Source organism: Salinivibrio costicola subsp. alcaliphilus, assembly GCF_001996185.1.
GTDB lineage: Bacteria > Pseudomonadota > Gammaproteobacteria > Enterobacterales > Vibrionaceae > Salinivibrio > Salinivibrio costicola.
Map to the genome: position 1 here is coordinate 1 of NZ_MUFR01000025.1, position 14,997 is coordinate 14,997.

Sequence of the window (14,997 nt, forward strand, 5' to 3'; positions counted from 1 at the left end):
TGGTTAGAATACCGGCCTGTCACGCCGGGGGTCGCGGGTTCGAGTCCCGTCCACTCCGCCACTACTTAGAAACCCTAGCTGAAAAGCTGGGGTTTTTTGTTATTGGACGACCAGACAGATCGCTTTATAAATAAGCGATTAAACGTTTGACTAGTAATTGATGGTGGTAATTTGTCGCGAGATCGCTACAATAGGCAACTATCTACAGGGGTATAGCTCCAACTGGCAGAGCAGCGGATTCCAAATCCGCGTGTTGGGGGTTCGAATCCCTCTACCCCTGCCAAATATTAAAGCATCGACATTGTCGGTGCTTTTTTTATGTCTACTGTCTGTGGTAGTAACCACGCCTTTCTTCCCTTTTTCTTCCTCCTGTTTCTTGTTCACATGTCGCGGTATGATGAGTTTTTACCAATCGAAAGGAGCACCCAGTGGTAAGCATATTGTGGGTAGGGCTTGGTGGCGCATTAGGGGCGTCCTCGCGTTTTTTAGTTTCAGAGTGGAGCGTCGCGGTGTTTGGTCGAGGATTCCCGTACGGCACCCTAATGGTTAATGTGCTGGGCTCATTAGCAATGGGCGTCTTTTTAGCGGCGATGAGCCAAGAGCTAATTGCCCCGGTCCCTTGGCGTCAACTGATTGCGATTGGCTTTTTAGGGGCTTTTACCACCTTCTCGACGTTCTCTGTCGATACCTTGATGCTGTTCCAACATGGAGAAACGGTGAAAGCCTTGCTAAATGTTGGTTTGAATCTCGCCTTATGCCTCGGAGCGGCAGCGATGGGGGCTTGGCTGTTGGGACGTATTACCGGGTAATAGAAAACATCGCGTACGTCGCTTGTTGTTGCGGCGGTGATTTCTTATACTGGCATTGAACTTGTCGGAGTGCCAATTGGCTGAGACCACATAAAGTGGGATCCGTTGAACCTGATCTGGTTAAGACCAGCGAAGGGAACAAGAGATGCTTCAGATCACAGACGCAACTCGTCTGCCAGTTTGCTCACATCTCAAATTCAGCGTTTTCCGGCAAGCATTAATTCCCATAATGAACACCGGAGTAATGCTATGTCGACCCGTAAACAGGCCCGCCTTGAGGCCAAATCCTTTATCGATTCCCTTTCTGCGCAAACCTACCCCAACTCGGAAAAAGTCTATGTCGAGGGCTCGCGACCTGACATTCGCGTCGGGATGCGCGAGATCCATCTTTCCCCCACCTTTGTGGGCGGCAGCAAAGAAAAGCCTCAGTATGAAGACAATGAGTCCATTCGGGTTTATGACACATCAGGGCCTTATACCGACCCACAGAGTACTATCGATATTTACCAAGGCTTAGCGCCAGTGCGAAAAGCCTGGATCGATGAACGTGCCGATACGGAGTTTCTTGATGCGGTGAGCTCTGACTATGCCCAAACCCGCCTCAGTGATGAAACCTTGGATGAACTTCGCTTTAGTGCCTTACCATCTATCCGCCGCGCGAAACCTAATCAGTGTGTGACTCAACTGCATTACGCACGCCAAGGCATCATTACCCCAGAAATGGAATTTATCGCCATTCGCGAAAATATGGGGCGTCAGCAGTATCGTGAAGAGCAGCTGAACCGCCAGCATCCCGGGGAAAGCTTTGGTGCGGATTTGCCATCACAAATCACCCCCGAATTTGTGCGCCAAGAGCTCGCCGAAGGGCGGGCGATTATTCCGGCTAACATTAATCACCCAGAAGCGGAGCCGATGATCATCGGGCGTAACTTCCTGGTGAAAGTGAATGCCAATATTGGTAACTCAGCGGTGAGCTCCTCAATAGAGGAAGAAACTGAAAAATTGGTATGGTCGACTCGTTGGGGTGCGGATACGGTGATGGATTTATCGACGGGCCGCAATATTCACGAAACCCGCGAGTGGATTTTACGTAATAGCCCAGTCCCGATTGGCACTGTGCCTATGTATCAGGCGCTTGAGAAAGTGAACGGCATTGCCGAAGACCTGACCTGGGAAGTAATGCGCGATACCTTGATAGAGCAAGCCGAGCAAGGGGTCGACTACTTTACCATTCACGCTGGGGTGCGTTTGCACTATGTGCCCATGACCGCCAATCGCGTGACTGGGATTGTCTCGCGCGGTGGATCGATTATCGCCAAATGGTGCTTGGCGCATCATCAAGAAAGTTTCCTGTATACCCATTTTCGCGAAATCTGCGAAATCTGTGCCGCTTACGACGTGTCTTTGTCGTTGGGCGATGGGCTGCGTCCCGGCTCAGTGGCAGACGCGAACGACGAAGCGCAATTCAGTGAGCTACGTACCCTGGGCGAGCTCACCAAGGTGGCATGGGAATACGATGTGCAGGTGATGATTGAAGGCCCTGGCCACGTGCCCATGCATATGATCAAAGAGAACATGGACGAGCAGCTCACCCATTGCCATGAAGCGCCTTTCTATACTCTCGGCCCGCTAACCACCGACATTGCTCCCGGTTACGATCATATTACCTCCGGCATTGGTGCGGCGATGATTGGCTGGTTTGGGTGTGCGATGCTCTGTTATGTCACGCCCAAAGAACATCTGGGTCTGCCCAATAAGGAGGATGTTAAAATTGGGCTTATCACCTACAAGCTTTGCGCGCATGCTGCGGACTTAGCTAAAGGACACCCGGGGGCGCAGGTGCGTGATAACGCCATTTCTAAAGCGCGCTTTGAATTCCGCTGGGAAGACCAGTTCAATCTATCCCTTGATCCGTTCACGGCACGCGCCTATCACGATGAAACACTGCCTCAAGAGTCGGGCAAGGTCGCACATTTTTGCTCGATGTGTGGACCGAAGTTCTGCTCCATGAAAATCAGCCAGGAAGTCCGGGACTACGCCAAAGAAAACGGCTATGCCGCCGCGGGTCAAGCGATTGATGTCGCTATGCTGGAAGACCCGTTAGCAGGCATGCAGCAAAAATCGCAAGAATTCCGAGAAAAGGGCAGTGAGCTCTACCTGCAAAAATCCCATCTTCAGCCACAACACGGTACTGAGGTGGAAGACAGCGACAAGGTGGGATCATGAGTTTGACTCCGTTTGCGCCTATGTCTGAAGGCGTAGGCCCATTATATCCGGTGGTGGACGATGTGGATTTGCTCGAACGCTTACTTTGTTTGGGGGTGAAAACTGTGCAACTGCGCGTGAAGCAGCCAGCGCATCCACAATTGGCGGATTGGATACAGCGCGCGGTGGCATTGGGTCGCGCGCACCATGCGCAGGTGTTTATCAACGATCACTGGCAGCTCGCGCTTGAAGCTGGCGCCTATGGCGTCCATCTAGGGCAACAAGACTTACGTGAGGCGGATCTTGACCGGCTTGCGCGGCAAGGGCTGCGTCTCGGTGTGTCGACGCGCAGTCCAGAACAGCTCGCTGCAGCGGTTGAACTCACGCCAAGCTATCTCGCCATCGGCCATATTTTTCCCACCACCACCAAACAGCTCGCCGAACCACCGCAAGGTATTTCAGCGTTAGCGCAGCAGGTGGCGACTGTGGAGGGCCGCTTCCCGACGGTGGCGATTGGCGGTATTGATCTCGACCGAGCTCCCGAAGTCTGGCGCACCGGCGTGGACGCCATTGCGGTAGTCCGCGCCGTGACGCAAGCGCCCGATTTAGCGGCGCGCATTGACGCGTTTAATCGCTGTCTGAATCCATCCAGACAGCAAGGAGAGTGTGATGCTATCGGACAGTGAATACCTGCGTTATAGCCGGCAAATTATGCTGCCAGAGGTCGGAGAGTGCGGGCAGCAGGCACTTAAAAAGGCGCACGTGTTGATGGTCGGTGCCGGTGGGCTTGGAACCACCGCGGGTCTCTATCTTGCAGGCGCTGGCGTGGGACAGTTAGCGATTGCTGACTCGGACCACATTGAGCTATCCAATTTGGCGCGTCAGGTGGCTTATCGGGAGGCGCAAATCGGCACCGGTAAAGCCGCAGCGCTAGCTGCTAACTTGGGCGCGCTGAACCCACATTGCCAGTGCCGGGCCATCAATGCCTATCTCGAGGATGAGCGCCTGGCGCTCGAAGTGGCGATGGCGGATGTGGTGCTTGATTGCAGTGATAATCTCGCCACTCGTCATGCGGTCAACCAAGTCTGTGTAGAGACTGGCACGCCGTTGGTGAGCGCGGCCGCGATTGGCTGGCAAGGCCAGTTATTGGTTTATCAACCGCATAGTGCATGTTATGCGTGCGCCTTTGCAGACGTGACGCCCTCTGAACCCACACGCTGCGCTGAAGCTGGGGTAATGGGACCTGTGGTCGGCATGATGGCCACTGCGCAAGCGCTTGAAGGGATAAAATTATTATTAGGGCAGGCGGTCGGTACCAATCGCTTGTCACGACTGGATGGACAAACCATGACATGGCAGCACTTTTCGCTGCCTGTTCATCCGCACTGTGCGGTTTGTCAGCCAACGCGGGAGGTAAGTGATGCAGTTAATCATTAATGACGCACCCACAGAGGTCAATGCCACGACCGTCACGCAATTGATTGAGGAGATGAAGGTGCCGGCCGAATCAGTCGCGGTCGCGCTAAATCAGACCATTATTGCGCGCGATGCTTGGTCATCCACGTCACTTGCCGCTGGCGATAGCTTGGCGGTCTTTCAAGCGATTGCCGGAGGATAATTATGTTAACCATTGCGGATACGACGTTTTCATCTCGGCTGTTAACTGGCACGGGCAAGTTTGCCAGTCGCAAGATCATGGCCGAATCACTGGCGGCCAGTGGTACTGAGCTGGTCACCATGGCGCTAAGGCGAGTCGATGTGCATGCCACACAAGACGATATTTTAACCCCGCTGCGTGAGCTCGGTGTGCGCCTGCTGCCCAATACCTCGGGGGCGAAAAATGCGCAAGAAGCGATGTTTGCCGCGCGTCTTGCTCGAGAAGCATTAGGAACACATTGGGTAAAGCTGGAAATTCACCCCGACCCTAAGTATCTGATGCCTGATCCGATTGAAACCCTTCAAGCGGCGAAAACGCTTGTGGATGAGGGGTTTGTGGTGCTGCCATATTGTCATGCCGATCCTGTGCTGTGTAAGCGTTTGGAAGAGGTGGGGTGCGCGGCGGTGATGCCCCTTGGCTCACCGATTGGCTCCAACCAAGGACTGGCTTCAATGGCGTTTCTCGACATCATTATTGAGCAAGCTCGCGTGCCGGTGATCATTGATGCCGGCATTGGTGCACCGTCAGATGCGGCGTTAGCGATGGAGCGCGGTGCTGATGCAGTTTTGGTGAACACCGCCATTGCCACGGCTGGCGATCCGATTGCCATGGGCGCAGCGTTTAAACAAGCGGTTGAAGCAGGACGCTGTGCGTATCGCGCTGGACTTGCGGGCACACACAATCACGCCCACGCGTCTAGCCCCTTAACCGCGTTTCTTGACGCTAAGGAGGCGTGATGAGTTTTTCTGAGCGGTGGGCAGCACTCGATTGGGATCATCATCGCCTTTCGATTTACAGCAAAACTCGCCAAGATGTCGAGCGGGCGCTGGCCAAGTCCTCGCGCAATGTGGACGATTTCGCTGCCCTGATCAGCCCAGCCGCTGAAGGGTATCTCGAGGCCATGGCTCAGCAATCTGCGGCCCTGACGCGGCAGCGGTTTGGCTACACCATGGGGTTCTATATTCCCCTGTATCTCTCCAATTTGTGCGCCAACGTGTGTACCTATTGCGGTTTTTCTATGGAAAACCGAATCAAACGGCGCACGTTGGATGAAGCTGAGATCGCCGCCGAGTGTGAAGCGATCAAAAAAATGGGCTTTGACAGTGTGCTCTTGGTGACCGGTGAGCATGAAACCAAGGTGGGACTCGAGTATTTTCTCCGCGCTTTACCGGTGGTGAAGCAATACTTTCATCATGTGGCGATGGAGGTGCAGCCGCTGGATACCGAGGCGTATCGTGCCTTGGTGGCACAGGGTGTGGATGCGGTGATGGTGTACCAAGAAACCTACCACGCTCCAACCTACGGGGAACACCACAAGCGGGGGAATAAAACCGACTTTCACTACCGGCTGCAAACCCCAGATAGGTTGGCACAAGCAGGGGTTGATAAGATCGGTCTCGGCGCTTTGATTGGCCTTGAGGACTGGCGCACCGACAGCTTTTTTACCGCCCAGCATCTGGATTATTTGGAAAAGCAATACTGGCAAAGCCGCTATTCGCTATCTTTTCCGCGCTTACGCCCTTGCGCGGGCGCCTTACAGCCGAAATCGGTGATGACGGATAAGCAGCTGGTTCAGCTGATTTGTGCCTATCGGTTGTGGAATCCGCAGGTGGAGCTGTCGCTATCGACACGTGAGTCACCGCACTTTCGCGACAATGTGTTACCGCTTGGGGTCACGAGCTTATCCGCGGCGTCAAAAACCCAACCGGGCGGCTACGCGAACCCGGAGCCACAATTGGAGCAGTTTGCTATCAGTGATGAGCGCAGCGCGGCAGAGGTAGCCGCCAGCGTTCGTGCGCTCGGTTTTGAGGTGGTATGGAAAGATTGGGATAACATCTACGATATCGCGCGTCAGGCGCAAATGGCTTCACAAACGGCAGCGGGTTAGCGACAATGCGGGCATGAAACGTATTACTGTATATGTGGGCCCGCGCTGTCCTCACTGTGAGGCGGCCAAAGCTTACTTGGATAAAAAAGGGCTGCGTTATCGTGTCGTCGATACGGCCACGCCCAAAGGCAAGAAGCTGCTGGCGGCAACAGGCTCGCGGGGTGTCCCGGTGATTTGCATTGGCGATACCACCTTGCGCGGCTTTTCGCCCAAAGCGGTCGAGAAAGCCCTGAAAGGGGAATAAAAAAAGCGTCCAATCGGACGCTTTTTGTTTTTCTCACTCGGTGAAGACACGACTTAACGGCTTAGCGGCACGGTCGCTTGTTTTAACCAAGCTTGGTCTTGATCATCGAGGTGCGGGCTGACTTCATCCCACACGGTTTGATGATAGCGATTCCACCACTGGATTTCCGCCTCGCTGAGCAAGCTCACGTCGACCAAACGACGATCGATCGGTGCACGCGTGAGTGAGGCAAACCCGAGCATCGTCATGTCACCCTCGGTGGGCTTTTCTTCAATCAACTCGAGGTTTTCAATCCGGATCCCAAACGCGTCGGCGCGATAGTAGCCCGGCTCGTTTGACACCACCATGCCTGGCAATAGCGCGACGCTATTGGGCGCTTTGGAAATGCGCTGTGGCCCTTCGTGCACATCCAAGAAATGCCCGACACCGTGACCGGTGCCATGGTCAAAATCATAGCCGTGTTGCCACAAATACTGGCGTGCTAAGGCATCAAGCTGGCTGCCTGAGGTGCCTTTCGGGAACAGCGCGGTGGCCAGCGCAATATGCCCTTTAAGCACCAGCGTAAAGGCCTTTTTGATCTCAGCGCTGCATTCGCCCACCGGCACGGTACGGGTAATGTCGGTGGTGCCGTCATAGTATTGGCCGCCTGAGTCGACCAAGTAGACGTTGTTGCTCTCAATCACGCTCGGTTTGGGCTGATTGTTGTGGTTATAGTGACACATGGCCGCATTGCCACCGGCGGCGGAAATGGTATCAAAGCTTAAGTCGACCAGTTGATCGTCTTGTTGGCGGAATTGATACAGGGTGTCTGCGAGCACAGCTTCATCAGGGCGTTCACCGGCGTCGACTTGACGGTCAAACCACGCCAAGAAGCGGGTTACGGCGACACCATCGCGCACGTGACAGGCTTGCATACCGGCGATTTCTTGCGGGTTCTTGGCCGCTTTTTCAAGCGCACATGGGTCTTGCGCTTCCACCACGGTGACTTGCGCTTGTTGGAGCGTGTCCAGTGTCCACGCATTGGCACCGTTTGGGTCGACCAATACACGTTGACCACTCAGTGCTTGCAGGGCATCAACTAGGCTGTCTGGGTGCGCGACGCTTACGCCTTGGCCCACGTGTGCATCAAAGCCTTCGGGCAGACGCGCGGGGTCGATAAATACGGTCACGTCACCGGATTGCTTGATAATCGCTTGGGTCAGCACCACCGGCAAACGTGGGATGTCGCGACCACGGATATTGAGCAGCCAACAAACTGCATCCGGTTGGGTGAGTACCGCGGCATCAAGACTCTGATCGGCTAGCTGCTGGCCAATGGTTTGACGTTTATCCAAGCTGGCGCGGCCGGTTTTCTCTTCGCCCAGTAAAATGGCAGGGCTATTAAGCGGGGCGGGGCGATCGTCCCACAAGCTTTCAATCGGGTTTTGCTCAACACTCACCAGTGTCAAAGCCCCATCCAACGCGCGTTGGGTACGTTTGTACCAAGCAGCGCTATGCATGCGAGCGTCGATAGCCAGCTTGGCACCTTTTGGCAATTGTTGCTGGGCCCATTGCACCGGTGGCTCATCAATCAGGTGGCAGTAGTCAAACAGGCCGGCGGGGACTTGCTTACGGACTTGAACCACATAGCGGCCATCAACAAAAATCGCTGCCTTGTCGCGGGTGATCACCGCCGCCCCTGCGGAGCCGGTAAAGCCGGTTGCCCAGTGGAGGCGTTCGTTGTGCTCGGGCACATACTCACCGAGATATTCGTCTTCGTGGGGGATGAGTAGGGCGTCATAATCGTGTTGAGCTAGCCAGTGTCTTAGCTGCTCAACACGCTTGGTAAGGGTCGCGTCCATTATTCTTCCTTCTTTGTATGGGGTGAACTTGCCATGTTCGGCCACGCGTAAAAAACCAGTGGATTAGACCCTAGCGCGATGGGCGATAGGCTGCAATTTTGCCGGGCTAAACTGCTGACAGCGCGAAATAATTAAATCTTTCAGCCATTGGTGCCCCGGGTCATTTTCTTGATTTTGATGCCAAAACAAGGTGTACGCCATCGGCGGTATTGGCGTCGGTAACGGCCGTACCACCAAATTGAGCGACGCGGCAATATAATGCGCAAACTGGCTTGGTGAGGTAAACACCAGGTCGGTATAGGTACACAGGCTCGCCGCACTGTTAAAATCAGGCACGTACATGGCAATGTCACGCTCAATATTACGCTCTGCCAGTTTATAGTCCAACAACCAGCGATCATTTCCATCACATTTCACCTGTACATGTCGCAGTCCAAGGTAACGCGCTTCATCCCATGGGCCCTTGAGTGCGGGGTGATCGGCGCGCATCAAGACACACTGGTGATCTTGGCAAAGCTCTTGGTAGCGCACACCCTTGGGCGGCATCATGGTCAGCATGGCATCGGCGGGGTTTAAATCTTTGCCGGTAATACCAAAGTCGATATTGCCACGGGCGAGACCATCAAAAGTGGTTTGATCCCAAGCGGCGGTATTGAGGGTGATCGATGGGGCGGCCTCTAACATGTCGCCAATAAATTGGGGCAGCAGTAATGGGTAGGCGCTTTCTACGAGCGCAAAGCGAAAACAGCGATCACTTAAGTGTGGCTGAAAATGGTCAGGTTCGGTCATCGCCGCGATATCATTGAGCAAAGCGCGTAATTTAGGTTGCAAGGTTTGTGCACGAACCGTGGGTTTTAAGCCGTGGGCGGCTCGAGTAAAAAGCGGATCGTTAAATTGCGATCTTAGCCGGGCCAGATTTTTACTCACCGCCGATTGACTTAAATGCAGGCGTTTGGCTGTGCCCGTGACATTGCACTCTTCTAAAAGTACATGCAAACACACCAATAAATTGAGGTCGGTACGTTGCAGTTGGTCCAAATCCATCTTTGGTATTCTCCTTAGGAATAACTGCTTTTACTATAAACCATTATGGTTCATATCCTGAAGCCACTATACTGCGTGCCTGTATAGAGGAGTAACCAATGACGCACACTGATTCACCGACATCAAATCGCTTACTGGTCGCCTTAATGGTGTTACTGGTGCTATTTAGCCCCATGGCGATTGATATTTACCTACCGGCACTATCGCATATGGCGGGTGACTTTAATGTGAGTCCCACTTTGGCTCAAGACACTGTGACCTGGTTTATGTTTAGCTTAGGTCTTGGTCAGCTGTTTGCGGGGCCGTTGGCCGATCGCTTTGGCCGTAAGCCTGTGGCTATTATTGGTATTTCGCTTTATGGCCTTAGCTCTTTGATGGCGTGGCTCGCCACCTCGATGGATATGATGCTGGTGGCGCGTTTGCTGCAAGGGTTTGGCGCGTGTGCAACCTCCGTGTGTGCCTTTGCCGCCGTCCGCGATCGTTTTGGTGCCGAACGCAGTGGCCATATGATTAGCTACTTAAATGGCGCGATTTGTTTTGTACCGGCTTTAGCGCCTCTACTTGGTAGTTGGTTAACCCAGGTGTTTGACTGGCGTGCTAACTTCACCTTTATGCTCGGTTATGCGGTATTAGGGTTGGTGCTGGTTATCGTCTTTTTGCCCGAAACCCGACCATCGCATACTGATACCTCGGGCCGCCTATTCAGCTTACGCCGTTATTGGCAGGTGCTGCGTGTACCAACATTTACTTATCACATAACCCTTTGCATGTTGGCGATGGCGGTGATCCTCGCTTATGTCACCTCCGCACCTGTGCTGTTGATGGACAGATACGGTATCTCCATGAACAGTTTCACCTTTTGGTTTGGCGCCAATGCGGCGTTAAATATTGCCGCGGCAATGTTAGGGCCACGTTATATGCAAAAGTTTGGTAGCCGCCGGGCATTAAATATTGGCCTTATGATGCTGGTGGGATCGGGCGGGTTGATGCTGGCGCTTAGCCCCATCGCTGAACCTTGGGCCTTTATGTTGCCGATCTTTACCTCTTCATTCGGCTTTGCTTGGGTGTTAGGCGCGTCAGCTGGAGCAGCATTAGCGCCGTTTTCGGACCGCGCGGGCACGGCCGCGGCATTGCTCGGGTTATTCCAAATGAGCGGGGCTGGGCTACTCGTGAGCTTAACCCAGCGTCTAGGCTTATCGGCCAGTGATTTGATGACGGTGCATATGTGGTTATTAGTGCCGGGTCTGATTATTTTATGGTCACCGAAAGGTAAGCAATGGCATGCCAAAATGGTAAAAAGCTAAATAATCAATAAAACAACGTCTCAGTTGGCAAACAATAATAAGACGTGCAAAACGCAGGGGTCTCGACAACCCATCATCCTTTTGCGCTGGCCTCGGCCAGCGTTTTTTTATTTTGCTAAACGTGCGTGGTTCAGAGTATATTTACTAAGCAAATCGAATTAACGCTCATTCCTTTTCGTTTTATATCCAAAGGTCAGTTATACACTATGTCATTATCGACAATCGAAATGGCGCGCGTCCTTGAACAACTTGAGGAATCGCCGGAAAAAATCATGTTTGGTAAATTATTGGTAGAGCTAGGCAGCCAAAGTGAAGAGCGTGTCCGTAGCGCCGCCCATCAAGTGCCGCTCAAATATTTACGCGAGCTGGTTTATCAATTTAATCACGTGATTGAAGATCGTCGTGCTGAGCGTATCGAGGAAATCACCCAAGGTTTGGAGCAAGATGGCTTGTCGGCTGACGAGCTATACCAGTATATGATCCAGCGTAAGATGGGTTAATGCCGATTGACGCCGTGTAACGGACGCCGTGCAACGGGCGCCGTGCATTGTGAGCGACATTGGCGACCCTTAAGCAATACAGATTACGCGCTCGCGGCAGGTTGTTTGCGCTTTTTTGGGGTACGCTGTTGGATCAGTAACCCCACTACAATAAAACTTAGCCCAACCAAGGTACTGATATGAATTGTCTCGCCAATAATGGTGGCCAGTAACACCAAGGAGATAAAAGGCGAAATAAAAATCAGATTACTGATCCGAGAGGTGTTCTGGGTATATTTCATCGCGCTCAGCCACAGCATAAAGGTTATTCCCATTTCGAATAGCCCGACATAACCGACTGCCAGCCATCCTTGCCAAGGGATCCCTTCCCAAGTACTTGTTAATCCAGCTAATAGCAAAGATACAGGCAGTGACAGAATAAAACAGAGCAAAATGCCGAGCACAGGATCAGCGCGATTTTTAGTATTAAGGACCCAAAAACCTGCCCACAATAACGTTGAGAGTAACGCCAAACCAATGCCAAGCGGGCTATCGAACTGGAGCGATAAAAGCTGGCCTTTGGTAGCGATCACAACCACGCCAAAATAGCCCAACGCCGCCGCAATCCAATCTTGACGACGAATCGTTTGGCCTAAAAACAATGCCGCCAATAATGTCAGAGTGATCGCCCAGCTGTAATTTAAAGGCTGGGCTAATGAAGCGGGTAACAGATCGTAAGCTTTAAAAAGCACCAAGTAGTAAATGAATGGATTAATCATCCCCAACACGCAATAGTAACCGGGTTGACGCCGAAAGGTCGGCCACAGCGCGTGAAGCTTTCCTTGCACGGCGGCAATAACGGTTAAAATCACCACTGACACCAAGCTGGCCGCTGCCAGCATTTGAATCGGTGTCATGTAGCTCAGGGTGATTTTGAATGCGGTTGCAACCGTTGACCATAGCAGTACAGCAGACAAGGCAAAGATCAGTGCCTTCCGTTCGTTATGCATGTTGCCTCCTTGCAAAGATGCCTGTCGTTCCAGGCAGTCTACGCCATTGAAACTGACTGAGATAGACTGGACATCTATCCAGTATCCCATTAGCCTTTGCTGACACTAATGACCGCACAATAGAGAACGTTTTATGCTTGATGGCTTGTCATTTTCCGCTTTACCTATTCTCACGTTTTGTTTTGGCGCTGTCAGTGCCCTTGGACTCGGTTATGGCCTACACCGACGTGTCGTTGCGCAATACCAGCAATGGTATGAAACGCAATATGCGCAGCAACAAGCCAGTGCTGACATGCAACACCAACAACTGCAGCAGCAGCTTGATCAGCAACAGCACGAGTTAGATAGCTTAGATGTCGAGCGCGATCGTCTGACGCAAGAGTTACGCCAGTATTATGGAAAGTTGACGTCGGCGAGCGAGAAACTGCGCCAATTGGAACAATTACGCCAAGACAATCATGCACTGTCAGATAAACTCGATACGGTACGTGAGGAAAAGTCTGAACTGTTGGCAGAGTTGCGAGAAGTCAAAGCCAGCGCGGAGCAGCAGTTAAACGCGGCGAAGGAAAAACACGCACTGCTAGAAAACGCGGAGGAGCGATTACGCACCCAGTTTGAGCAACTTGCCAATCAAGTATTTGAGCAAAAAGTCCACTCGGTCGATGAGCAAAATAAAATGAGCTTAGAAAGCCTGCTTGGACCGCTTAAATCGCAGTTGGAAGGATTTAAGAAGCAGGTGACCGATAGCTTTGGCGAGCAAGCCAAAGAGCGCCATACCTTGATTCATGAAATCAAAAATCTACAACAATTAAACGCGGACATGACCCGTGAGGCCCATAACCTGACTCAGGCGCTAAAAGGCGATAATAAGCAACAAGGTAATTGGGGCGAAGTGGTCCTCGCGCGCATTTTAGAAGAGTCTGGCTTGCGAGAGGGGCGTGAGTACCAAACCCAAGTCAGCTTTGAAAATGAACAGGGCAAGCGCTATCAGCCGGATGTGGTGGTTAAGTTGCCACAAGAAAAAGATGTCGTCGTTGATGCCAAAATGGCCTTGGTCGCGTATGAACGCTATTACAACGCTGAGACACTGGCCGAACAAGATGCCGCGCTTAAAGAGCATGTCCAGGCAATTCGTCAGCATATTCGTGGTTTGGGTCGCAAAGATTATCATCAACTCCATGGAGTACGCTCACTGGATTACGTACTGATGTTTATTCCTGTTGAGCCGGCTTTTCAGGTCGCGGTTGAGGCGGATGCCAGTCTGATTCGGGACGCCATGGACAACAACATCATGCTGGTGAGCCCGACCACCTTGTTAGTGGCTCTCAGAACAATCAATAATTTATGGCGCTATGAATATCAAAATCAAAACGCCAAACAAATCGCCGAGAAGGCCAGCAAGCTTTATGACAAGGTGCGACTTTTTGTTAGCGATATGGAAGGGCTGGGCAGCGCGCTAGGTAAAGCCAGTGACAGTTATCAAGGAGCGATGAACAAACTTAGCCAAGGGCGCGGCAATATCTTGCGCCAAGCGGAGAGCTTTAAAGCCCTAGGTGTCGAGGTTAAACGCGATATAAGTCCGGCGCTGGCCAGTGTGGCCACGGAACCTGGACCGGGAGAGTCGGTCAATGTCATGCAGACGGACCCAGGCACCACCACGCAAGAATGAGAATAAACTGGGTTGCGCGCTTGGAGTCCGGATGGGCGATAAAGTAAACTGGAGCCAATATGTTAGGGGAATACAATGACAGAGAAAAATTCGCACCAGGACCAAGAAACGATTGATTTTGGCTACCAGAAAGTCAAACGCCAAGAAAAAGAAAGCCTCGTGGCTGATGTATTTCATTCGGTCGCTGCTAAATACGATCTGATGAATGATGTGATGTCGATGGGCATTCATCGGGTATGGAAGCGCTTCACCATTGACTGTAGTGGTGTACGCCCCGGACAAAAAGTGTTGGATTTAGCCGGCGGCACCGGTGATCTGACCGCCAAGTTTTCTCGCATCGTCGGTGAGCAAGGTGAGGTGGTACTCGCGGATATCAATAACTCGATGCTGAAAGTGGGTCGCGATAAGTTGCGCGATAAGGGTATTGTTGGCAACGTGAGCTATGTGCAGGCGAATGCCGAGCAGCTACCTTTTCCTGACGATCACTTTGACTGTATTACCATCGCGTTTGGGCTTCGTAATGTCACCGATAAAGATGCGGCGCTGCGCTCGATGTTTCGTGTACTCAAACCGGGAGGGCGCCTTCTGGTCCTAGAGTTTTCTAAACCGGTGGCGAAGCCGTTATCGAAAGTATACGACGCCTATTCGTTCCACATTTTACCTAAGATGGGGCAGCTCATTGTCAATGACCCTGATAGCTATCGTTATCTTGCTGAATCAATTCGTATGCACCCTGATCAAGAAACCTTGAAAGGCATGATGGAACAAGCCGGCTTTGAACAAGCCAGCTATTATAATCTCACCGGTGGCATTGTCGCGCTGCACCGTGGGTATAAATTCTAAGGAG

At 52.4% G+C, this 14,997-nt stretch carries 15 protein-coding genes, 1 tRNA gene and 1 riboswitch; of the genes, 13 read left to right on the forward strand and 3 right to left on the reverse strand.

Annotated elements, in window-relative coordinates; translation table 11 throughout:
- The first annotated feature begins 206 nt into the window (after positions 1 to 206).
- The 9 genes from BZJ21_RS09735 (at position 207) to BZJ21_RS09775 (ending at position 6,803) form a co-directional block, all read left to right on the forward strand.
- Positions 207 to 283 (forward strand) — tRNA-Trp (locus BZJ21_RS09735).
- 145 nt (positions 284 to 428) lie between these two features.
- Positions 429 to 809: a fluoride efflux transporter CrcB gene (gene crcB / locus BZJ21_RS09740; RefSeq protein WP_021022180.1), complete on the forward strand. Its 381-nt coding sequence runs from the start codon at positions 429 to 431 to the stop codon at positions 807 to 809.
- Between the two features lie 55 nt (positions 810 to 864).
- Positions 865 to 964: riboswitch (TPP riboswitch) on the forward strand.
- A 94-nt stretch (positions 965 to 1,058) separates the two neighbouring features.
- Positions 1,059 to 3,035, forward strand: coding sequence for a phosphomethylpyrimidine synthase ThiC (gene thiC / locus BZJ21_RS09745; protein ID WP_077669673.1), 1,977 nt, complete (start codon positions 1,059 to 1,061; stop codon positions 3,033 to 3,035).
- A complete protein-coding gene (gene thiE, locus BZJ21_RS09750; protein WP_077660409.1) occupies positions 3,032 to 3,700 on the forward strand; it encodes a thiamine phosphate synthase in 669 nt (222 codons plus the stop codon). The genes thiC and thiE overlap by 4 nt, the downstream gene beginning before the upstream one ends.
- Entirely contained in the window at positions 3,684 to 4,451 is a 768-nt protein-coding gene (locus BZJ21_RS09755; RefSeq protein WP_077669674.1) for a HesA/MoeB/ThiF family protein, read from the forward strand. The genes thiE and BZJ21_RS09755 overlap by 17 nt, the downstream gene beginning before the upstream one ends.
- Positions 4,435 to 4,632, forward strand: coding sequence for a sulfur carrier protein ThiS (gene thiS, locus BZJ21_RS09760; protein WP_077576409.1), 198 nt, complete (start codon positions 4,435 to 4,437; stop codon positions 4,630 to 4,632). The genes BZJ21_RS09755 and thiS overlap by 17 nt, the downstream gene beginning before the upstream one ends.
- A gap of 2 nt (positions 4,633 to 4,634) precedes the next feature.
- The gene (locus BZJ21_RS09765) at positions 4,635 to 5,408 is read left to right on the forward strand and encodes a thiazole synthase (RefSeq protein WP_077669675.1); all 774 of its coding nucleotides are present in this window, start codon (positions 4,635 to 4,637) and stop codon (positions 5,406 to 5,408) included.
- Positions 5,408 to 6,559 carry a 2-iminoacetate synthase ThiH gene (gene thiH / locus BZJ21_RS09770; protein ID WP_077669676.1) on the forward strand — a complete coding sequence of 384 codons (1,152 nt, stop codon included), beginning with the start codon at positions 5,408 to 5,410 and terminating at the stop codon, positions 6,557 to 6,559. Before BZJ21_RS09765 ends, thiH begins: the two co-directional genes overlap by 1 nt.
- Positions 6,560 to 6,572: 13 nt before the next feature.
- Positions 6,573 to 6,803 carry a glutaredoxin family protein gene (locus BZJ21_RS09775; protein ID WP_069361819.1) on the forward strand — a complete coding sequence of 77 codons (231 nt, stop codon included), beginning with the start codon at positions 6,573 to 6,575 and terminating at the stop codon, positions 6,801 to 6,803.
- A gap of 53 nt (positions 6,804 to 6,856) precedes the next feature.
- Here BZJ21_RS09775 and BZJ21_RS09780 read toward each other — a convergent pair whose 3' ends face one another.
- Together BZJ21_RS09780 and BZJ21_RS09785 are read right to left on the reverse strand one after the other, a co-directional pair.
- Complete coding sequence (locus BZJ21_RS09780) at positions 6,857 to 8,644, reverse strand: aminopeptidase P family protein (protein ID WP_077669677.1); 1,788 nt, start codon at positions 8,642 to 8,644, stop codon at positions 6,857 to 6,859.
- A 63-nt stretch (positions 8,645 to 8,707) separates the two neighbouring features.
- Positions 8,708 to 9,688: a LysR family transcriptional regulator gene (locus tag BZJ21_RS09785; protein WP_021022189.1), complete on the reverse strand. Its 981-nt coding sequence runs from the start codon at positions 9,686 to 9,688 to the stop codon at positions 8,708 to 8,710.
- Positions 9,689 to 9,786: 98 nt separating this feature from the next.
- Between BZJ21_RS09785 and BZJ21_RS09790 the strand changes: the two genes are divergently transcribed.
- Together BZJ21_RS09790 and tsrA are read left to right on the forward strand one after the other, a co-directional pair.
- Entirely contained in the window at positions 9,787 to 10,992 is a 1,206-nt protein-coding gene (locus tag BZJ21_RS09790; protein WP_077646435.1) for a multidrug effflux MFS transporter, read from the forward strand.
- Between the two features lie 206 nt (positions 10,993 to 11,198).
- Positions 11,199 to 11,492: an H-NS-like global regulator TsrA gene (gene tsrA / locus BZJ21_RS09795; protein WP_021022191.1), complete on the forward strand. Its 294-nt coding sequence runs from the start codon at positions 11,199 to 11,201 to the stop codon at positions 11,490 to 11,492.
- An 83-nt stretch (positions 11,493 to 11,575) separates the two neighbouring features.
- Here the strand turns inward: tsrA and BZJ21_RS09800 are convergent, their stop codons facing one another.
- Complete coding sequence (locus BZJ21_RS09800) at positions 11,576 to 12,481, reverse strand: DMT family transporter (RefSeq protein ID WP_077669678.1); 906 nt, start codon at positions 12,479 to 12,481, stop codon at positions 11,576 to 11,578.
- Between the two features lie 133 nt (positions 12,482 to 12,614).
- On the opposite strand from BZJ21_RS09800, the gene rmuC reads away from it, so the two are divergent.
- Positions 12,615 to 14,150, forward strand: coding sequence for a DNA recombination protein RmuC (rmuC, locus tag BZJ21_RS09805; protein ID WP_077669679.1), 1,536 nt, complete (start codon positions 12,615 to 12,617; stop codon positions 14,148 to 14,150).
- 75 nt (positions 14,151 to 14,225) lie between these two features.
- Positions 14,226 to 14,993 carry a bifunctional demethylmenaquinone methyltransferase/2-methoxy-6-polyprenyl-1,4-benzoquinol methylase UbiE gene (gene ubiE, locus BZJ21_RS09810; protein ID WP_077461854.1) on the forward strand — a complete coding sequence of 256 codons (768 nt, stop codon included), beginning with the start codon at positions 14,226 to 14,228 and terminating at the stop codon, positions 14,991 to 14,993.
- Positions 14,994 to 14,997 lie beyond the last annotated feature (4 nt).